This is a genomic window from Plantactinospora sp. B24E8, assembly GCF_039871735.1.
Lineage (GTDB): Bacteria > Actinomycetota > Actinomycetes > Mycobacteriales > Micromonosporaceae > Plantactinospora.
Genome location: NZ_JBDPMH010000005.1, coordinates 300,683 through 320,635 on the forward strand (window position 1 = coordinate 300,683; position 19,953 = coordinate 320,635).

General features: G+C 73.2%; 16 protein-coding genes and 1 riboswitch. Of the genes, 10 read left to right on the top strand and 6 right to left on the bottom strand.

The window, feature by feature from the left end:
- Nucleotides 1–171: 171 nt before the first annotated feature.
- The gene (locus tag ABGB21_RS11480) at nucleotides 172–1,152 is read right to left on the bottom strand and encodes a superoxide dismutase (RefSeq protein ID WP_347657623.1); all 981 of its coding nucleotides are present in this window, start codon (nucleotides 1,150–1,152) and stop codon (nucleotides 172–174) included.
- Nucleotides 1,153–1,489: 337 nt separating this feature from the next.
- Here ABGB21_RS11480 and ABGB21_RS11485 point away from each other — a divergent pair, with 337 nt between their 5' ends.
- From ABGB21_RS11485 to ABGB21_RS11495, 3 genes are all read left to right on the top strand, one after another.
- Entirely contained in the window at nucleotides 1,490–4,006 is a 2,517-nt protein-coding gene (locus ABGB21_RS11485) for an FtsX-like permease family protein (protein ID WP_347657622.1), read from the top strand.
- 143 nt (nucleotides 4,007–4,149) lie between these two features.
- Nucleotides 4,150–5,064: a cation diffusion facilitator family transporter gene (locus ABGB21_RS11490; protein WP_347677662.1), complete on the top strand. Its 915-nt coding sequence runs from the start codon at nucleotides 4,150–4,152 to the stop codon at nucleotides 5,062–5,064.
- Between the two features lie 243 nt (nucleotides 5,065–5,307).
- Nucleotides 5,308–5,436: riboswitch (cyclic di-AMP (ydaO/yuaA leader) on the top strand.
- A gap of 100 nt (nucleotides 5,437–5,536) precedes the next feature.
- Nucleotides 5,537–6,544, top strand: a complete 1,008-nt coding sequence (locus ABGB21_RS11495) for a hypothetical protein (RefSeq protein WP_347657628.1) — start codon at nucleotides 5,537–5,539, stop codon at nucleotides 6,542–6,544.
- Between the two features lie 120 nt (nucleotides 6,545–6,664).
- On the opposite strand, the gene ABGB21_RS11500 is transcribed toward ABGB21_RS11495, so the two are convergent.
- Nucleotides 6,665–7,924, bottom strand: a complete 1,260-nt coding sequence (locus ABGB21_RS11500) for a cellulose-binding domain-containing protein (RefSeq protein WP_347677664.1) — start codon at nucleotides 7,922–7,924, stop codon at nucleotides 6,665–6,667.
- 324 nt (nucleotides 7,925–8,248) lie between these two features.
- On the opposite strand from ABGB21_RS11500, the gene ABGB21_RS11505 reads away from it, so the two are divergent.
- Complete coding sequence (locus tag ABGB21_RS11505; protein ID WP_347677666.1) at nucleotides 8,249–8,581, top strand: YnfA family protein; 333 nt, start codon at nucleotides 8,249–8,251, stop codon at nucleotides 8,579–8,581.
- Nucleotides 8,582–8,655: 74 nt separating this feature from the next.
- Here the strand turns inward: ABGB21_RS11505 and ABGB21_RS11510 are convergent, their stop codons facing one another.
- On the bottom strand, nucleotides 8,656–8,802 hold the full coding sequence (locus tag ABGB21_RS11510; protein ID WP_347657618.1) for a hypothetical protein: 147 nt from the start codon (nucleotides 8,800–8,802) through the stop codon (nucleotides 8,656–8,658).
- A 293-nt stretch (nucleotides 8,803–9,095) separates the two neighbouring features.
- On the opposite strand from ABGB21_RS11510, the gene ABGB21_RS11515 reads away from it, so the two are divergent.
- Nucleotides 9,096–10,073, top strand: a complete 978-nt coding sequence (locus ABGB21_RS11515) for a PfkB family carbohydrate kinase (RefSeq protein WP_347657617.1) — start codon at nucleotides 9,096–9,098, stop codon at nucleotides 10,071–10,073.
- Nucleotides 10,070–10,897: a 5'/3'-nucleotidase SurE gene (locus ABGB21_RS11520; protein ID WP_347657616.1), complete on the top strand. Its 828-nt coding sequence runs from the start codon at nucleotides 10,070–10,072 to the stop codon at nucleotides 10,895–10,897. Before ABGB21_RS11515 ends, ABGB21_RS11520 begins: the two co-directional genes overlap by 4 nt.
- Before the next feature lie 176 nt (nucleotides 10,898–11,073).
- On the opposite strand, the gene ABGB21_RS11525 is transcribed toward ABGB21_RS11520, so the two are convergent.
- On the bottom strand, nucleotides 11,074–11,442 hold the full coding sequence (locus ABGB21_RS11525) for an STAS domain-containing protein (protein ID WP_347657615.1): 369 nt from the start codon (nucleotides 11,440–11,442) through the stop codon (nucleotides 11,074–11,076).
- A 504-nt stretch (nucleotides 11,443–11,946) separates the two neighbouring features.
- Here ABGB21_RS11525 and ABGB21_RS11530 point away from each other — a divergent pair.
- Nucleotides 11,947–12,090, top strand: coding sequence for a hypothetical protein (locus tag ABGB21_RS11530; protein WP_347677668.1), 144 nt, complete (start codon nucleotides 11,947–11,949; stop codon nucleotides 12,088–12,090).
- A 271-nt stretch (nucleotides 12,091–12,361) separates the two neighbouring features.
- Nucleotides 12,362–12,796: a hypothetical protein gene (locus ABGB21_RS11535; protein WP_347657613.1), complete on the top strand. Its 435-nt coding sequence runs from the start codon at nucleotides 12,362–12,364 to the stop codon at nucleotides 12,794–12,796.
- Nucleotides 12,797–12,982: 186 nt separating this feature from the next.
- Here ABGB21_RS11535 and ABGB21_RS11540 read toward each other — a convergent pair whose 3' ends face one another.
- Entirely contained in the window at nucleotides 12,983–15,061 is a 2,079-nt protein-coding gene (locus tag ABGB21_RS11540; RefSeq protein ID WP_347677670.1) for a hypothetical protein, read from the bottom strand.
- Between the two features lie 279 nt (nucleotides 15,062–15,340).
- Between ABGB21_RS11540 and ABGB21_RS11545 the strand changes: the two genes are divergently transcribed.
- Entirely contained in the window at nucleotides 15,341–16,018 is a 678-nt protein-coding gene (locus tag ABGB21_RS11545; RefSeq protein WP_347677672.1) for a BON domain-containing protein, read from the top strand.
- A gap of 114 nt (nucleotides 16,019–16,132) precedes the next feature.
- Nucleotides 16,133–16,690, top strand: a complete 558-nt coding sequence (locus tag ABGB21_RS11550; protein ID WP_347657610.1) for a DsbA family protein — start codon at nucleotides 16,133–16,135, stop codon at nucleotides 16,688–16,690.
- A gap of 61 nt (nucleotides 16,691–16,751) precedes the next feature.
- On the opposite strand, the gene ABGB21_RS11555 is transcribed toward ABGB21_RS11550, so the two are convergent.
- Nucleotides 16,752–19,889 (bottom strand): LuxR C-terminal-related transcriptional regulator, encoded by a 3,138-nt coding sequence (locus ABGB21_RS11555; RefSeq protein WP_347677674.1) that lies wholly within the window; start codon nucleotides 19,887–19,889, stop codon nucleotides 16,752–16,754.
- Between the last annotated feature and the right edge of the window lie 64 nt (nucleotides 19,890–19,953).

Consider the following 19,953-nt stretch of genomic DNA (forward strand, 5'->3'; position numbering starts at 1 on the left):
GTTTCAAGATACCCATCCACGTTTGTCGCAGTGATGAATGTCTTCCAGATACGACGGCGAGTCGCGTAACGCCGCAGCGTGCCGCACCGCTCCCCACGGGGCCGGCGGCCCGGGCACCGACCCGGTACGGGCACGCCGGCGGTCGACCGGCGTACCCGTACCGTTACCGGTTCAGGGACGCGGGACCGCCACCACGGCGTACGGCGTCTCCGGGGTCGGGGTGGTGGTGAACCGGGCGTTCGGCAGGTAGAGCCGGTTGCCGTACGCGGCCACCGTGGTCGGTACGTCGAACCCGGGGTCGGTCACCCGCTCGACCACCCGCCCGCTCCGTCCGCTCCGGTCCAGCCGCAGCACGGTGAGGGTGTTCAGCCGATTCTGCACCACGTGGAGCGTCCGGCCGTCGAGCAACAGTCCGTCGCCGTTGGTGAGCAGTTCACCGCCGAGGTCGACGGTACGACCCACCCCGGTCACCGGGTCGACCCGGAACAGCAGCCCGGTGCCGGACTGGACGACGAGCAGCGCCTTTCCGTCCGGGGTCGGGGCGATGCCGTTGGCGTTGATCCCGGTCCCGTAGACGATGTCCCCGCCGAGCGGTACCCGGCTTACCTGGTCGGCGGCGGGCAGTTCTCCGCCCCGGCCCAACGGCACCCGGTACAGCACCGGGTTGGTGGAGTCGGTGAACCAGGCCGACCCGCCGGTCAGCACCACGTCGTTGACGAAGCTGGCCTGGTCGGTGAAGCGGTAGCTGGCCAACACGCGTCCGGTACGGGTGTCGATCACCCGACCGTCCCCACCACTGCCACCGGCGACGAAGAGCCGTCCCCGGTTGTCCACCTTCATACCCAGCGAGGGGGTACCCGGGCCGGGGTTGATCACCTCGCCGCGACCGGTGAGCAGGTTGGCCCGGTAGATCGCCCCGGTGGCCCGGGAGCCGAGGTAGGCGAACGGCACGGCACCGATCGCGATCCCCTCGGGCTGGAAACCGGCCGGCAGGTCGAGGGTGCGCGGCGCGAGTGGTCCCCACCGGGTCGGGGTGGCGCCGGCCCGGTCGGCGGGCGCGGCCGTGGCCGCCGGAGCTGCGGTGGCGACCAGCGCCGTGGTCAGGGTCAGGGTGACGGCGAACAGGACGGGGGTACGGCGGCGGCGACGCATGTCTTCGGCTCCCTCCACTGCCCGACGACGGTCACCGACCACCGGAACCGGCCGAGGCGACCGAGACCCGCCAGGCATCGACAATCCTCCACTGAGATCGGGTTCGATGATGCCAGGTGTCCGGCTGTCCGCATCTCGACAGGGCGCTCCCCCGGCCACCCGGCCCCCGCCACACTGGCCGGATGCGTCCCGTCTGCCCGCCGCCGGGCGTCGGCCCGACACCGTCGTACCCCGTCCCCACGGCAGGGATGGTGCGGACGCCGTCGCGCGCCGAGCCACCGCCGAGGGTGGGTCCGGCCCGGTTGCTCCGCCGCCGCCCCGGTCAGACGGGGTGGCGGTGAGACGTCCACTGCCGCTGCTGGCCCTGGCCGGGCTGCGGACGCACGCGGTACGGCTCACGCTGACCGGGTTCGCGGTGGTCGTGGCGGTCGGGTTCCTGGCCGGCAGCCTGGTGTACGGCGACACCGCCCGGTCGGCGTTCTACACCGACCTGGCGCGGTCGGCCCGGAACGTGGACGTGCTGGTCGAGCCGGCCACCGGACTCGTCGCCCCGGCGACCCTGGACCGGGTCCGGGCCGTCGACGGGGTGGCCGAGGCGGACGGGCGGGTGGTCGCCTGGCTCGGCGTACTCGACCGCAACGGCCGGCTGCTGACCAGTCGGGAACACATCGGGTACGCCCTCTCGGTGCCGACCGCCCCGGCCCTGGCCCCGTACGACGTGGCGGCCGGCCGGCTGCCCCGTACCCCGGGTGAGGTCGCCCTGGACCGGTCCACCGTGGCGGGGGCCGACTTCGAGGTCGACGGCCCGGTCGCCGTGCTGGACCGGGCCGGCACCCCGCACCGGCTACGTCTGGTCGGCGTCCTCGACCTGGGGGTGAACCGGCTCTTCGGCGGCTCCCCGGTCGCCGCGCTGACCGACGCCGACCTCGCCACCCTCACCGGCACCGTCGACTACGCGCAGGTGGTGGTCCGGGCCGCCGACGGTGTCGATCCGGCGACCCTGCGGGACCGGGTCACCGCCGTGGTCGGCCCCGGCCACCAGGTGCTGTCCGGGGCCGCCTTCCGCGACCGGCTGGCCCGGCAGGCGGCCAAGTACGTCGACGGCTTCCTCGCCGTCCTCCTCGGGTTCGGGCTGGTCTCGCTCACCGTGTCGGCGTTTGTCATCTACAACACCTTCGCGATGCTGGCCGCGCAGCGGGTCCGGGAGTCGAGCCTGCTGCGCTGTGTCGGCGCGTCCCGCCGGCAGGTGACCGGCGCCGTACTCCTGGAGGCGACCGCCCTCGGCCTGCTCGCCTCGGTCGGCGGGCTGCTGGCGAGCCTGCTGGTCGGCTACGGACTGATCCGGGGGCGGGAACTGGTCGCCTCGGACATCCCGCTGCACGCGCCGGTGGTCCGCTGGCCCACGGTCGCGGTCGCGCTCGGCTTCGGTGTGCTGGTGTCGGTGCTGGCCGCGCTCGTACCGGCGGTGGAAGCCGGTCGGGTGACCCCACTGGCCGCGTTGCGGGACTCCGACGCCGTCGAGGCCGGTGCCGGGTCGGCCCGACGTCGGCGTACCCGGGTCGTGGTCTCCGCGATCGTCGGCGCGGGCGGGGTGCTGACGGTGCTGGCCGGGCTGCCGCTGGGCTTCCCCGGCCTGCCGCTGGTCCTCGGCGGCGGCATGGTCGCCCTGCTCGGCACGGTGCTGGCGGCGCCGCTGCTGGTCACCCGGGCGGTCCGGCTGGTCGGCTGGCTGCCGGCCCGGCTCTTCGGCCCGGTGGCACGGCTGGCCGTCGCCAACGCCCGCCGTAACCCTCGCCGGACGGCGGCGACCAGCAGCGCGCTGATGATCGGCGTGGCGCTGATGGCGATGTTCGGCGTCCTGCTGGCCACCGCGCGGCAGCAGGCCGGCCGGGAGCTGACCGAGAACTTCCCGGTGGAGTTCGTGCTGGACACGGTCCGGTTGGACGGCGACCCGACGGCGGTACGCGGCCCGTTGCCGGCCGGGCTGGCGCAGCGGCTCCGGGCCGATCCGGCGTTCGCCACGGTGGCCGAGCTACGGCAGGCGCCGGCGCCGCTGGACGCCCGGATCCGGGTCTGGGCGGTGCCGCCGGGGCAGTTGGTGGGACCGATCCGGCCGGAGGTGACCGCCGGCGACCTGGACCGGCTCGGCCCCGGTACGGTGGCGCTCAGCCGCCAACTGGCGACCGAGCGGCGTCTCGGCCTGGGTGACCGGATCGGGCTGGGCCTGGGACCGGCGGACCCGCTGACCGTGGTCGCGCTCTACGACGACGCCCCGACCGACGGCGCCGCCCTGCTCGACTGGGCGACGTACACCGCCGGCCTCGGGGTGGCGGCACCGGACCGGCTGCTCGTCGACCTCGCCCCCGGGGTGTCGACGGCGACCGGCCGGCAGACCCTGGACACGCTGCTGCACGATCATCCGGCGGTCCGGGTCCGGGCGCTCGCCGAGCAGGCCGACGCGCTCGCCACCACCCTCGACGAACTGCTCGGGATCTTCGCCGCCCTGCTCGGCATGTCGGTGTTGATCGCGGTGCTCGGCATCGGCAACACCCTCGCGCTGTCGGTCTTCGAGCGTCGACACGAGTCGGCCCTGCTCCGGGCGCTCGGCCTGGCCCGCCGGCAGCTGACCGCCCTGCTGCTGGTCGAGGCGTCGCTGATCACCGCGGTCGGCGCGCTGGCCGGGCTCGTCCTCGGGGTCGCCCTCGGCTGGGCGGCGGCGCTCGGGCTGATCAACGCGTACGGGCACGGCCGGCCGGTCGTCCCGGTCGGTCAGCTCGCCCTCTGCGTCGCCCTCGCCGGCGCGGCGGCGATCCTGGCCAGCCTGCCGTCCGCCCGGCACGCCACCCGGCGGTGAGGGTGGTCCCCTTCTGACACCCGCCGGCCTCGCCGCCGCCGGGCACCGGTCGAGCCGGCGTCCACGGCCTGGCCGGCCAGCCAGACATATCGCAATGTCAGCATATGTCAGATCATGCCGGGCACAGCGGGGAAGGTGTGGACGTGGGAGCAGGACATGACCACGGCGGTGCGCTGACCCGCGCGGCGCAGCGGCACCGGGGGCGGCTGTGGGCCGCCTTCGCACTGCTCGCCGTGCTGATGGCGATCGAGGCGGCGACCGCGCTGCTGACCGGGTCGCTCGCGCTGCTCTCCGACGCCGGACACATGTTCACCGACGTACTCGGGATCGGGATGGCACTGGCCGCGATCACCGCGGCCGGCCGGGCGGCGGCCGACCCGCAACGGACCTTCGGGCTCTACCGCCTGGAGGTGCTGGCCGCGCTCGCCAACGCGGTCCTGCTCGCCGGCGTCGCGCTCTACGTCCTGGTCGAGGCGGTACGCCGGTTCGGCGACCCGCCCGAGGTCGCGGCCGGTCCGATGCTGGCGGTGGCGGTACTCGGCCTGCTGGCCAACCTCGCCGCGTTCGGCCTGTTGCGGGCCGGGGCGCGGGAGAGCATCAACCTGCGGGGCGCGTACCTGGAGGTGCTTGCCGACCTGCTCAACTCGGCGGGCGTGATCGTCGCCGCAGTGCTGATCATCACCACCGGCTGGCGGTGGGCCGACCCGATCGTGGCGCTGGCGGTCGGGCTCTTCATCCTGCCCCGCACCTGGCGACTCGGCCGTACGGCGGTCCGCATCCTGGTCCAGGCCGCTCCCGAACACCTCGACGTCGCGGCGGTGCGGGCCCGGCTGGCGGCCGTGCCCGGGGTCTGCGACGTCCACGATCTGCACGTGTGGACGCTCACCTCGGGGATGGAGGTCGCCTCCGCCCACCTGACCCTGGACGCGGGGGCGGAGGTCGCCAGCGTGCTCGCCGCCGCCCACGCGGCGCTGGACGAGGACTTTCACATCTCACACGCCACGCTGCAGGTGGAGCCCCGCACCGCGCCCGGCGCCTGCGGGCCCACCGACTGGTGAACGCTGCTGGCCCGGCGCCCGGTGGTGCGGCCCTCCGGGTACCACGCCATGGCGCGCGACACGCCTACCGGGAGTAGTTAGCGGGACCTTAAATCTGGTCCGACAATCGGCCGAGTATGTCCGATTAGTTCACCCAGAAACCGCACAATCGGGGCGACCACTTCGGCAACGGCATGTGTCACCCGACAGCAACTGCCGGTAGGCTCAGCCCCGGCCTCCGCCGGAGGAGTACCCACCGGACCGTGGAGACCGCCGCCTAATCGCCATGCGCGAGCCGGGGAACCAGGTACCAGGGGTGCATCCGCGCCAGCGGTAGGGATCTTCCGTCCCGAACCCGTCAGCTAACCCGGTCGGCGACTGACGGAAGGACACTGTCATGCCGTTCCTGGCATCCGCCAGCAGCACCACCCGCCCGGCCAACCGGGCGGTTCCGGGATCCGGCCGCCGATCGGCCGCCCGACTGGCCGTCGTCATGACCGCGCTGGTCGCCCTGGGCGCACTCGTCGTGACGCTCGGCGGCTCCCCCGCCACCGCGGCCCCCGCCCCACTCGGTTACGCACCCGGTGACATCGACGAGGGGGGCAGCGACGACCTCCGCGACCAGCTCGAGAAGGCAAGCAAGGGGTACGTCGACGCCAAGGCCAAACTGGACCGCTCGGTCAAGCGGCAGAAGGAGCTGAACGAGCAGCTCGGCAGACTGCGGACCGAGGTGACGGCCCGCAGCCAGCAGGTCGCCGAGATGGCCGGCATGGCGTACCGGACAGGCCGACTCGGCCAGGTGTCCGCCCTGCTCAGCAGCGGTTCCCCGGCCAGCCTGCTGGACCGGGCCGCCGCACTGGACAAGGTGGCCGCCAACGAGAACCGCGCCCTGCGCGACCTGCGGGCGACCCTCGACGCCGAGGTCGAGGCCAAGGCCGAACTCGACCGGGAGGTGCGCGAGCAGCGCAAACAGGTCGAGGTGATGGAGACCCGCAAGAAGCAGGCCGAGCGGGCGCTCGCCGCGGCGAACAGCGGCGGGCCCGGTTCGGGGGTCAGCGGTGGCAACTCCGCCTCGGCGCGGCCGGCGCCCCGCAACTCCGACGGCTCCTGGCCGCCGGAGTCGTGCAGCGTCGACGACCCGACGCCGGCCGACGGGTGCATCACACCACGCACCCTGCACGCGCTCAACCAGGCCAAAGCGGCCGGCTTCACCCGGTACGTCTCCTGCTACCGCAGTGGTGGCAGCGGCGAGCATCCGAAGGGCCGGGCGTGCGACTTCGCCGCCCAGAAGAACGGATTCGGCGGCGTCGCCACCGGGGGCGACCGGACGTACGGCAACAACCTGGCGGCGTACTTCGTCCGCAACGCCGACCGGCTCGGGGTGCTGTACGTGATCTGGTTCAAACAGATCTGGCTGCCGAGCAGTGGTTGGCGGGCCTACAACGGGGGTGGTGACCCGTCGAGTGACCACACCAACCACGTACACCTGTCCATGAACTGACGACCGCACGTCCACGAAACCACCCGCCGGCACCGCCCGCCACCCCTGGGCAGTGCCGGCGGGTCGTTTTCGCGGGCGCCAGAGCGCAGGCGCCGGAATACGACGAGGTTGCCCGGTCGGTCAGCAGCCGATCCGGGCCGAGCCGAGCGCCACGTCGTCGAACCAGAGCGTGTCGGCACCCTCGCCGTAGCTCTCCCAACCGAGCCGCAGATCGGTCAGGTTCGGCCGCCAGTTGGCCCGGTTGTGCCACTGCCCGTCGATGTCGTGGGTGGGCGTGCCGTCCGCGGTCAGGCCGGTCACCGCCGTACCGTCGACCCAGGTCTGCAGCCGGCCCTGGGTGCCGTCGACCAGGAACTCGACGCAGGTCCACCGGTTGACCGGCAGCGGCAGGCTGAGCGCTACGCCGTTCGGACTCTGCTCGGGCAGCGTGGCGTCGTCGGAGGCGCGGTTCCACTGCAGGGCGCCGTTCTGGCCGCCCATCCGCAGGTCACGGTTGCCGTCGTTGGCGTCGCGCATGGCCAGGAACGTCACGTGCTGGGTCGGCAGTGCGGTGGTGTGCCGGACCCAGAACCGGGCGTACCGGACTTGTCCGGCGCCGCTCAGGTCCCGGTTGGACCGGACGAAGACGTGGTTGCAGTAGCCGGCGGTACCGCTGATCCGTACCGACCGGCTGCCCTGGTGCGCGGTCGTGCCGTCGATCGAGGCGGTGCCGCCGCCCTGACAGTCGGGATAGTTCAGGCTCCAGTCGCCCGACGGTGTCGTACCCGTCTGGTTCTCGAAACCGTCACAGAGCACGGCGGCGCCGCAGCCGGTCGTCGGCGGCGGGGTGGTCGGTGGTGGTGTCGTCGGCGGCGGGGTGGTCGGCGGCGGGGTGGTCGGTGGTGGCGTGGTCGGTGGTGGGGTCACGGTCGGTGGGGGCGTGGGTGTGCCTGTCGGCGGCGTGGTCGGCTCGGCGCCGTTGCACGGTACGCCGTTCAGGGCGAACCCGGTCGGCGCCGCGGAGCTCGCCGAGTACGTGCCCTGCACGCCGAACTCGGTCGAGCCGCCGGCCGGAAGCGATCCGTTCCAGGCCGCGTTCCGGGCGGTCACGCTCGCCCCGCTCTGGGTGACCTGCGCGTTCCAGCTGTTGGTGATCCGCTGGTCGCCACCGTAGGTCCAGGTCACGGTCCAGCCGTTGACCGCGGTGTCCCCGGCGGTGACCCGGACGGCGGCGGTGAAGCCACCGGTCCACTGGTTGACCTGGTAGTCGACCAGGCAGCCGGCGGCGGCCCGGGCGGTGGAGCCGGGGAGCACGCTGGCCACCGCGACGGTGCCGAGCGCGAGCGCGGTCACCACCGCCCCGGCCACGGACGCACGACGATGCGGTACGGAGATCCTCATGGGGATTCCTCTCAGGGGCTGCCGGACGCGCACGACAGCGCGCCGGCGATGCTGCTGCTACGACGACGGTCGACACACCTCGTCGGGTGCGGCCGTCCGACGCCTCCCGCGATCGGCTCCCCGCGATCGGCCGGGTTCCGGCGGCTCCGGCGGGTGGTCCCGGTCAGCCCGTACCTGGTCGCCCGCCGACGCCGCCCGGGTGCCGGGCCCGGCTCAGCATAGAGACGGATATCTATATATGCAACCGGGGTGTACCCGACCGGGACGACCCCCGACCCCAGGACACCTCAGCGCCGGGCCGGAAGCGGCGGGACAATGCCCGGCATGACCGTGACCCGTTCGCTCCTGCTCTTCCTGCTCGTCGCCGTCGCCGAGATCGGCGGGGCCTGGCTGGTCTGGCAGGGCGTACGCGAGCAGCGTGGTCTGCTCTTCGCCGCCGCCGGGGTGCTCGCCCTGGCCGGGTACGGCTTCGTCGCCGCCTTCCAGCCCGATCCGCACTTCGGCCGGGTGCTCGCCGCGTACGGGGGCGTCTTCGTGGCCGGCTCACTCGGCTGGGCGGTCCTGCTGGACGGGTTCCGACCGGATCGCTACGACCTCGTCGGCGCGGCCGTCTGCCTGGTCGGCGTCGCGATCATCATGTACGCCCCGCGCGGCTGACCCCGTCCGCGCCGCTTCTCGGCAACCAGGCAGGGGCGGAACCCCTACGACCGCAGGGCGGCGGACGGACGCCGTCACGCCTGCAGGGCGGCAGGCAGGCGCTCGGCGAGGGCCAGGTGCGCGGCCCGGGCCTGGCGGAACGCGTACCCGAAGAGCGGGGTGGGCGCGGTGAGGGTGATCTCGACGTCGATCCGCACCTGGCCGTCGGGTTCCCGGCTCAACCGGGTGTGGTTGTGCACCGTGGCGGTGGCGGACCCGGACGATCAGCGGGTGCAGCACCGCCTGACGCTCCACGTCGGCGAGCAGGTCCCGGGCGTCGGCCGGCTCGCAGCGGGCCCGGGCGGTGTACCGGAACGAGCCTGTCCGCGCCACCGCTCGCCTCCCGACGTATCGATCGTGGGACCCGTCGATCCTGCCAGGCCGCGCGGCGGCGGGGCAATCCGTGTCGACGATGTCCGGGGATCACCAGAGGCACCAGATGGATTAAAACTGTCGAAGAGGGTATCTAACGGGCATGAACGGACACGTCATGGTCTTCGCGCCGGCGCCGCAGCTCACGGTCACCATCGACCAACCGGCGGACGAGACCGAGATCCACCTCCACCCCGGCGGTCAGGGCGTCTGGCAGGCCCGCATGATCAAGTGCCTCGGCACTCCCGTGGTGCTCTGCGCCGGCCTCGGCGGCGAGATCGGCCAGGTGCTCGAACCGCTGCTGGCGAGCGAGGGCGTCGATCTTCGGGTGATCCACCGGGAGTCCAGCAGCGGCGGGTACGTGCACGACCGACGCAACGGCAGCCGGGACGAGATCGCCTCCGTACCCGGGCACCCACTCAGCCGGCACGAGCTGGACGAGCTCTACAACCTGGCGCTCGGCGAAGGGCTGGGCAGTCCGGTCAGCGTACTCAGCGGCCCCGGCCACCCCGCCCTGGTGGCCCCCGACATCTACCGCCGGCTCGCCGCCGACCTGGGACGCAACGGCAGCCGGGTGGTCGCCGACCTCTCCGGTCCGCACCTGGCCGCCGTGCTGGACAGCGGCCTGCACCTGCTGAAGGTCAGCCACGAGGAACTGCTCCGGGACGGCTGGGCGGCCGACGACAGCGAGGACGAGCTCGTCCGGATGCTGCGGGCGCTGCACGCCAACGGTGCCGAGTCGGTGGTGGTCAGCCGGGCCGAGAAACCTGCCCTGGTACTGATCGACGGCGAGGTCTACGAGATCGCCATGCCCCGGCTCGAGGTCGCCGACGCCCGCGGTGCGGGCGACTCGATGACCGCCGGGGTCGCCGCGGTACTGGCCCAGGGCGGCGACCTGGAACTGGCCGTCCGGACCGGCGCCGCGGCCGGTGCCCTGAACGTCACCCGACACGGTCTCGGCACCGGGCGGCCGGACGCGATCGCCGGCCTCGTCGACCGGGTACGACTGGCGCCGGTGGGCACCGATCGGCACGACCGGCTGACCCCGGACGAGCTGGCCCACCGGACGACGACGTCATGACACTCCGGGTTCTGATCACGAACGACGACGGCATCGCCGCCCCGGGACTGCACTGGCTGGCCCGTACGGCGGCGGCCCGGGGCCACGACGTGGTGATCGCCGCACCCCGGGAGGAGGCCAGCGGCGCCAGTGCGGCGATGAGCGCCGTGGAGCGGGACGGCCGGGTGCTGGTCGAGGAGCACCACCTCGAGGACCTGCCGGGCATCGAGGCGTACGCGGTCGCCGGCTCGCCCGGTCTGATCACCCTGATCGCCATCCACGGCGCCTTCGGGCCGGCACCGGCGGTGGTGCTCTCCGGGGTCAACCGGGGCGCCAACGCCGGCCGGGCGGTGCTCCACTCGGGCACGGTCGGCGCGGCGTTCACCGCGGCGGCGAACGGCTGCCACGGCATGGCGGTGTCGCTCGACGTACTGGCCGCGCACGAGGCGACCGCGGGCAGCGGCGGTGCGGCGATGGCGGTCACCCATCCGGACCGGGACGAGCGGCGGCACTGGGCGACCGCGGCCCGGGTGGCACTGGACCTGCTGCCCCGGTTGACCTCCGGGCCGCGACACAGCGTGCTGAACGTCAACAGTCCGGACCTGCCCTACGAACGGCTACGCGGGGTCCGCCGGGGCTCCCTGGCCGGCTTCGGGCAGGTGCAGATGACCGTCGCGGAGGCGGGTCGGGGCTTCGTCCGTACCGCGTTGGAGGAGTCCGGCCAGCGGGTGGAGCCGGGTACCGACGTGGCCTGGCTGGCCGAGGGTTACGCCTCGGTGACGGCGATCCGGGCGATCACCGAGACGTCCGATGTGGACCTTTCCGACCTGGCCGTGCCGAGCTGACCAGCGGCCCGGCAACGGCGCCGACCATCGGGGTGGGTCACCACGGCACGCGTCACCGTCCGACAGGGCCGCCGGTACGGGTGGTGGGGTGAGCCGGTCCGGCACAGGTTCGGGCCGGACCGGGATGAGGGATGGGAACGTCCGGAACGCGGCCGGGATCGCGTCCCGGGTCGCGGTCAGACGCCGGGAACCTTGACCTCCTCGGCCGACGCCGAGCCCGCGAAGTAGGGCTCCGGCGCGCCGAACAGGCCGAGAAGCCCGGTGACCCAGAGTTGCCGGTGGACGAACCGACTCGGCTCGGTGACCACAAGCTTGACGCCGCTGACCTCCGCGGTCTGGAAGCCGGCGACCATGGCGCTGATGCCGACGGAGTCGATGAAGCTGACCAGTCGCATGTTGAGCTCGATCCTGGACGGCTGCCCCTTGGTCAGGACCTCGGCGATCGCCTCCCGGACCTCGTACGCCGTATCGACGTCGATTTCTCCACGAGGGGCGATCTCCACAACTCCAGCGGGCAGGACCGACTTGACGATCGACAGGCTCACGCGAGCACCTCCACTCGCCCATGTCCGGGCGCCTAATCAGTACGCGGGCCGCGACCGAGAGTATTCCTCTTACGGCCCCGATCGCCACCCTTCCGGCCGGGCAATCTATTCAACGAGCCGACAAACCTACCCGGTAACGGGGCAAACCGCGCCAAATTTTCCGGCGGTCGAGCCGATTCACACCAGTGCGCACGATCCTCAGCGTAGCCCTCCGCACAGCCGTACGACGTCACCAGCCCGCTGTGTCGGGGACCCGACCCGGATCCCACCAGCTCCGCCAGCCTGCCGGCTCGTCAGCCGCGGCGCCGCCCCGCCAGCCGCAGCCCGCCCGTTCGTGAGCCGTAGCACCGCCCCGCCAGCCCGCCGGCCGCGGTGCCGAACCCTGCGGGCGTGTCCCGCACCACCTACCATGAGGATTCGATCCCGACCGCCCCGCGCCGCAGACCCGGCTCGCCGAGACGGGCGGGCGCGGACCCGGGCGGTCCCGGCTCGGGGAGGACCGGAATGCTGAGGAAGTTGCTTGGACTGGCCGGCGTCGGCGCCCTGCTGGCCCTGGTGCTGGCCTGCGGGTTCGGCGGTGCGGGTGATGACGACGATGGCGACGACGACGATTTCGCCCGGCCCGCTGCGGTCGTCCTGATCCACTGACCTGCCGCCGGCGCAATCCCTGGCCGCACCGGCCGCCGGCCGGGGCCGGTTGGGCGGTACCCGACCGGGGCCGGTTGGGTACTACCCGACCGGGGCCGGTTGGGCGGTACCGGCGTCGGGAGCGGCTCGATTCAGGCAGACTCCGGGACATGATTCCGGGTTTGCCACGAAAGCGACCGGGGCACCTCCGAGTTAGCAACCCGCAACCGCGCCGAACAGAGCCTCTGTCCGAAGTGGCCGTTTCCGTTCGGCAACCGAGGAGGTAGCACTGATGCTCGGAACGAATCTGCTGAAACATCAGCGTAAGCCCGAGCGGGTCACCGACCAGGCGTGGGAGTACCTGACCAGCACGGTCAACTCGGCCGGCGAGTCGGTGCGACACGCCGCCCGGGACACCGCCCGTTCGGCGCGCCGGTCCGGTGCGCAGTTCACCGAACAGGCCGGGGACCGGGTCGGTGCGGTCGCCGACGAGGCGATGCACCGGGCCAGTCGGGCCTACGACGCCCTCGCCGGACGCCGTCCGGGCCTGCCCTGGGGCTGGCTCGCCGTGGCCGGACTGGTCGGCGCCGCGGTCGCCTGGGCCGCCACCAGTGCGACCCGGGCCGCGTTGGCCCGGGCGGAACGGGAACTGCCCGCCACCGACCGCCTGGAACTGGTGGACGTCGACCGGCCCAACTCACCGGTCCGGCTCGACAGCACCAACTGAATCTGCGGCTGCCCACCGGCCCGGCTGACGCCGGGCGAACCACCACCGGCAGGAACCCGGCGCGAGGGTCTCGCGCCGGGTTCCTGCCGGTACGGGTCAGTTCAGCCGCGAACGCGGCCAACCCGGTCAGTTCAGCCGCGAACGCGGCCAACCCGGTCAGTTCAGCCGCGAACGCGGCCAACCCGGTCAGTTCAGCCGGAAGACCACGTGGCCGCCGACGTCCTCGCGGGTGACACCGAGCCCGTCCGCCGGTCGGAGCAGCACGTCCTGCCAGGGCGTACCGGGCAGGTACTCGGGTAGCACCACAACGGTGCGGACCCCGAGGTCGCGCAGGTAACCGACGCTGACCTGGTCGGGGAAGCTGGTCGTCACCGCATGGGTCCGGGCCTGGGACTCCGGGGTGAAGGAGGCCAACCCGTTGACGATCCGCGGGAATCCGTCGGTGGACCAGAGCATCACGCTGAACTCGAGCGTGCCGTTGGCCGGCAGCACCAGCATCGGCCCCTCCGCCCCGTGCATCGCGGCCGGCTGTGGAATCACCGGCGCGTGCGGGGTCGTGTTGACCCCTTCCAGGACGACCAACGCCAGCGGGACCAGCGCGGCGAGCCGGGCCGCCAGCCGGGTACCGCCCCGGCTGTCCCGCCTCGACCGGGCCGACTCGTCCGCCCCACCGGACGCAACCGGATAGCTCGCCGAACGCAGCACCGGCAGGCCGGTCCCGGCCGCCGCCACCGTCGACCCGGTCGTCGCTCCAGCCGGCGTCGACGCCTCCGGCCCGGCCGTCGTCGCGCCATCGGTCGCCGCTACCGGCTCCGCCGACCGCTCCGGCGGCTCCGCCGGTGCCGGCTCCGTCTGACGGGTCAACGCGGTGAGCGCTCCGGCAGCCAGGATGCCGAGCAGCAGCGTGGTCCAGAGGACCAGCCGACCCGAGGTACGGATCGCGTCCCAGCCGGGAACGTGCAGCACCAGGGTGGCGTACCCCGGACTGCCGTCGCCGCCGAACGTGGTGCCGCTGGCCAGCACGACAGTGACGAGCACGCCGAGCGCCAGCAGGACCCGGTGCCGTACCCGCCACGCCGAGTAGAACAGCCCGGCGAAGGCGAGGCCGATCAGCACCACCCCGGGCAGCAGCGTCATCTCCCCGGCGAAGGAGAGGGTCTCCCGGGCGGCAGCGTGCCGCTCCCCCCACAGCCAGTTCTCCCCTGGGGCCGTCAGGAAACCGCGCCACGGCGGGGAGAACATCTCCACCTGCTCCAGGGTCCGGCGACCGGCCGGATGCCGGGCCACCACCTCCAGGTACGGCATGACCATGAAGAGGGTGATCCCGAGGAAGGCGCCACCACCGGCCAGATCGGCGGCGAACAGTTTCCGCCCGAAAACCGGGCGACGCCCGCGCCGCCACCAGGACCAGAGGTAGCCGACCCCGACCGCCAGGCAGGTCAACGCCAGTACGTAGCCGAACGGCAGGCCGATGCCGAAGCCGAGGGTGATCTGCCAGGCCGCCACCAACCAGCCGGCGAACGCCCAGCCGGGACGGGCCCGCTCTGGTCGGTAGCCGTCCCGCAGCGACCAGCCGTGTCCCCGGGCCAGCATGGCCAGGGCGAGCGCGATGCCGCCGATCGAAAGCACGTGCAGGTGGCCGGCCTGGGCGAGCCGCCACGGGGCGTACGCGAAGGCGACCCCGGCCACCGCGGCCCCGATCCGGGCCGCACCGAGCTGCCGGACCAGGGCGTACGCTCCGACGAAGGCGAGCGCGTGCACCAGGACGTACAGGATGTTGTAGCGCACGACGGCGGCGACCGGGCCCTCCCCGATCATGCCGGCCGGGGCGTAGCCGAGCAGGGTGTCGGAGTAGGCGTAGGTGTACGGCTCCGGATAGAACGTGTTCGAGTGCCACAGTTGCAGCGGGTCGTGCAGTAACGCGTGCCCGCCCCAGGCGATCTGCCAGGCCTGCAGTGTGGGGTCGCCGATGTCCTGCGGAATGGTGCGGGTGAGGTCGCGCAGGGTCGGCCAGGTCAGGATGATCGCGAGCAGCAGCCCACCGAGGACCGCCAGGGTCCACTCGTGGCGCAGCAACCGCCGCAGCGCGAGGCCGGCACGGGCGAAGAGGGTGCCCGCCGGGAGCGACTGTCCAATGGCTCCGTCGGCGGCACCGCCGGCCCCACCGGTGGGGGCGGTGGCGGTCGGGTCCGCCCCCGGCCCGTCCGACACGTCCAGCCCCGGGCGATCCGACGCTGCCCCGGCCGTCTCCTGCTCCGTGGTCATTCCTCGCCCCGCCTCTCCGGCCGGTACCCTCGCCGACGCCATGTCCGCATCGATGATCCCTGATGGTCGTCGGCTCTGTCACGCCACACGGCCGGTGCTCGGCTCGCCCGTACGGGGTGAGGAGGTCTCACCCGCACGCGCGTGAGGCTTGAGGTCGACGGGTGTGCTGCGGCCGGCAGGGGCACCGACGGGGCGCAGCCTACCGCCCGCCGCCACGGCCTGGACGCCGACCGGTCCGGCGCTGTCAGCTACCTGGACCCGACACGGGGAGGAACGATCATGGCCACCCGGACGACGATCCGCAGCGACGAGGAGATCCAGCACGACGTACTCGCCGAACTGGCCTGGGAGCCCCGGGTGCAGCCCAACGAGATCGGTGTGTCGGTACGGGACGGCGTGGTGACCCTCACCGGCTGGGTCGACAACTACGCGAAGAAGTGGTCGGCTGAACGGGCCGCGCACCGGGTGACCCGGGTCCGGTCCGTCGCCAACGACGTCGAGGTACGGCTGCCGAGCTCCGTCGAACGACCCGACCCCGAACTCGCCGTCGCCGCGGTCCGGGCCCTGGAGTGGGACGCCTTCGTACCGGTGCAGGACCTCGATGTCACCGTCGCCAACGGCTGGATCGTGCTTCGTGGCGAGGTCGAGTGGGAGTACCAGCGGCGCGCCGCCGAGCAGGCGGTCGGCCGGCTGTCCGGGATCCGTGGAGTGACCAACGGCATCTCGGTACGACCGCACGAGACGCCGGTCTCCGACGAGATCTCCGACCGGCTGCAGAGTGCCCTGGTCCGCAGCGTGGAGACCGACGCGGAGGGGATCGGTGTGCAGACCCGGGGCGGGGTGGTGATCCTGGTCGGCACCGTCCGGTCCTGGCTGGAGCGGGAGGAGGCCGAGCGGGTCGCCTGGTCAGCCCCGGGGGTGACCCGGGTCGACAACCACATCACGGTACGGCTGTGACCGCGCCGGCCCGCGGCGGGCTCACCCACTCCGGGTGAGGGCAACTCACCCCGTCCGGTGCGAACCTCCGGACACCACACCGCGCTGTTCGCGCCGGGGCCACGAGGAGCATGAGTGAGCACTCCCCTGCAGGTCACGGTCAGCCGGCTCCGGGTGCCCGTCACCGAGGCCGACCACATCCGGGGGCCGGCGGACGCCCCGGCCACCCTCGTCCAGTACGGCGACTACCAGTGTGTGCACTGCGGCCGGGCGCACGCCGTCCTCGGGGAGGTGCTGCGCCAGCGACCCGAGACCGTCCGGCTGGTCTTCCGACACTTTCCGCTGGTCAACGTGCACCCGTACGCCGAGGACGCGGCCGAGGTCGCCGAGGCGGCGGCGGCTCGGGGCAGCTTCTGGGAGATGCACGACTGGCTCTTCGAGCACCAGGACCAGCTCGACCCGGTGCACCTCTCGCTCGGCATGCAGCAGCTCGGGCTGCCGGCGGACGAGATCGGCGAGGAGGTCGGCGGGCACGCCTACCTGGACCGCATCCGGGGTGACTTCGTCGGCGCCATCCGCAGTGGGGTCAACGCCACCCCGACCTTCTTCCTGAACGACTTCCCGCACGACGGCTCGTACGCGGTTGCCGACCTGCTGGCCGCGATCGACAAGGCGGCTGACCAACCAAGCTGACTGACCAACCGGGCGGCTGACCACCAAGGCGGCGGGCGGCTGACGCCGGCTGGCGGGCGGCTCAGAGCAGGCGGAGTTCGCGGGCCCGGCGTACGGCGTCGCGGCGCCGGGTGGCGTCCAGCTTGCGGTAGATGTTGCGGACGTGGGTCTTGACGGTGTTGACCGACAGGGACATCTCGGCGGCGATCTCCACGTTGGACAGGATGCTCTGCAGGTAGCGGAGGACCGTCAGCTCCCGATCCGTCAGCGGCTCCCCCATCGCCGGCACCGCCGGGGACGGCCGGCCGGTCACCGTACCGCTGGCGCCGATCAGCTCGCTCACCGTCGCCCAGTAGCCGGTACCGGAGTCGAGGTGGGTGCTGAGCAGTTCCCGGACCGACGGGTCCGCCCGGGTGAAGACCCGCCGGAAGCCTTCGGGTTCGGCCAGCTCCAGCACCCGTTCCAGGACCCGGGTGGCCCGACGACGGTCACCGGCCAGCCGGGCCGCGCCGGCATCGAGCAGGCCGGCCTCCAGCCGCAGCGCCAACGGCCAGTCGGTCGCCGTCTCGGCGTCCCAGTCCGGGAGAGTACGGAGGGCAGCCTGCGGATCACCTGCGCGCAGGTATGTCCGGGACAACACGACCGCCAGCGGCGCCACCGGTTCGACGCCCGCCTCGACCGCCGGCAGCAGCAGGTTCCGGGCCGACTCGAGATCACCGTGTGCGGTACGCAGCTCGGCCTCACCGGCCAGCAGCCAGTACGCCAGCAGCCGTTCCCCGCCGGGCCCGGCCGCTGCCGCCGCCCGTGCCCCCACCCCCACCCCCACCCCTGCCGCTGCCGCTGCTGTTGCCCGACCGTCGGGGCGTTCGACAGCTCCCCGAGCACCGGGGCGGACGAACGTCACCCCGTCGTCGGCGTGTGCCGGAGCCGGCCGGCAGTCCCGGCGGCTTCCTGGGCGTCGCAGGTCGGGTCGCCACTCGGTCAGCTGTCGACGGGCACCGTCCAGCATCTGGTGGGCGCGACCGAGGTCGCCCCGGTCCCGCAGGACCCGTGACCGGAGCAACCCGAGCAGTACGACAACCAGTGGTTCGTCGACGTACTCGGCCGCCCGGGCGGCGAGGGACAGTTTGAGGTCCGCCTCGTCGGTCCGGTCCCGTTGCAGCGCGACCAGCGCCTGGGCAAGATGGGCATGCACGCCGTCGGCCGGTCGCGTCGGTACGCCGAAGGGCCCGCCGGCCATCGCCGTCCGCGCCGTCTGGTCCGCGGCACGCAACTCCCCCCGTAGGGCCTGGACCAGGGCCAGCCGACCCAGGCAGAGCCGCCCGGCCCGGGACAGTCCGGCCGCCTCGGCGTCGGCGAGTCCGTCGACGAGTTCCGCCTCGATGTCGAGGTCGCCCGTGCCGAGCCGGGTTCCGGCCCGGACGAGCCGGGCGACCGCCACCTCCGCCCGGTCCAGCGCGAACCGCTCCGGAGCAACTCCCGGGACGTCGATCGTGGCGACGCCGATCCGGCCGTCACCCGTGGCCGCGCGGCCCGGGTCGGCACCCGTGGCGACGCGGTTCGGGTCGGCACCCGGGTCGTCGGCGGTGAGTCCGGCGCCGCCCGGTCGGTCGGGGTAAATCCGGTGCAGGTCGAGCAGACCGGCGGTCTCCGCTTCGACGGTGGCGAGGTCTCCGGTCGCCTGGGCCGACGCGAGCCGCAGCGCGACACCGATCCGGCCCAGGCGGTACCGACGGGCCTCGTCGTCGAGCCGGCCGGTCAGGTCGGCGGCGAGGTCCAGGTAACCGCTCGTGGAGACCGGATCCCGGGCGTCCAGCCGGTCCGCCGCACAGGCCAGGGCGAGTTCGGGAGTCGCGCGGAGAACCTCCGGCGCCGGTGGTGGCGGAGTCGTCCGGGCGGGCCCGGTCTGCCCGTACGGGATCAGGTCCGGCCAGTGCCGGAGCAGGATCGTCGAGGCGTACCGCCAGTCGGCGCCGGCGAGCGCGTGCCGGAGTGCCTCGCCGGGCAGGTCGTGCGCGGCGGACCAGACCGCCGCCCGTCGGTGCAGTCCGGCGCGTTCGGCGGCGGGCCGGCGGGCCAGCTCGGCACGGAGCAGTTGGGCGACCATCGGATGGATCCGGTACGTCGGCGGCCGTCCGCCGAGCGGCACCACGAACCCGCCGTGCCGGTCGAGTTCGCCGAGCAGCCGACCGCCGTCGACCCGACCACCATCAGCCCGACCACCATCAGCCCGGTCGTCGCTGGCCGGGTCGGCCAACGCGCTGATCAGGTCGGCGGAGAAAGCCGTCGTCAAGGACGCCCGGCACAGTGCCTCCCGAGCTTCGACGGAGAGGCTGGCGAGCAGTTCCTCGGTCAGATAGCCGGCGACATCCGGATGCTCTCCGGTGAACTCCTCGACGAACCGTTCAGGATCGGGGTGCCCGGATCGGGCCAGGGCGGCGAACCGCAGGCCGGCCGCCCATCCCTCGGTACGACCCCAGAGTCCGTGAGTCTCGTCCGCCGACAGCGGTACGCCGTACGCGGCGAACAGTTCGGCCACCTCGTCCGGGCGGAACGCCAGGTCGGCAGCACGGATCTCGGTCAGTTCACCGCTGAGTCGCCAGCGGTGCAGAGCGAGCCCGGGATCGGTCCGGCAACCGATCACCAGGCGCAGTCGGCCCGCCGCGTGCCGCAGCAGGAACTCCAGTCCCTCGACCACCTCGGGGTCGTCGACCTGGTGCAGGTCGTCCAGGACGAGAGTGACCGGTACGTCGCGTCCGGCGAGTTCCTCGGCGAGATGCGGCAGCCCGTACCCGGTGCCCCGATCGTCCCGGCCGTCCCCCACGTCCTCGCTGTGCGGTGGGCGTAGTGCGGCGGAGAGGTACGTCCAGAGTCGCGCTCCCCCGTCGCCCGGCTCCACCGAGAGCCATCCCAGCTGGGACCGGCCGGCACCGGTGGTCCCGTGGCCGTCCGCGCCGCCGTTGGGCTGGTCAGCCACCGCCCCGCTGGTCGACCGGTGACCTGCCGCTCCGCCGCCGGACCGGCCCGCTGCTCCGCTCCGCGCCTGGTACCAGGAGCTGAGCAGCATCGTCTTGCCCCAGCCCGCCGAGGCGGAGACCAGCGTCACCGGGCCGGCCGTTCCGGCGTCGAGCAGGCGGAACAGCCGCGGGCGGGGCAGTACCACCGCGCCGGGTGTCGGCACGACCGCCAACTTGGCACTGAGCAGTGGTTCCCTCGACACGGCCCCTCCTTCCGCAGCTCGCCGCGCCCTCTGCGGCGGCGGATACCCCGCCCGCCGGTGTTCA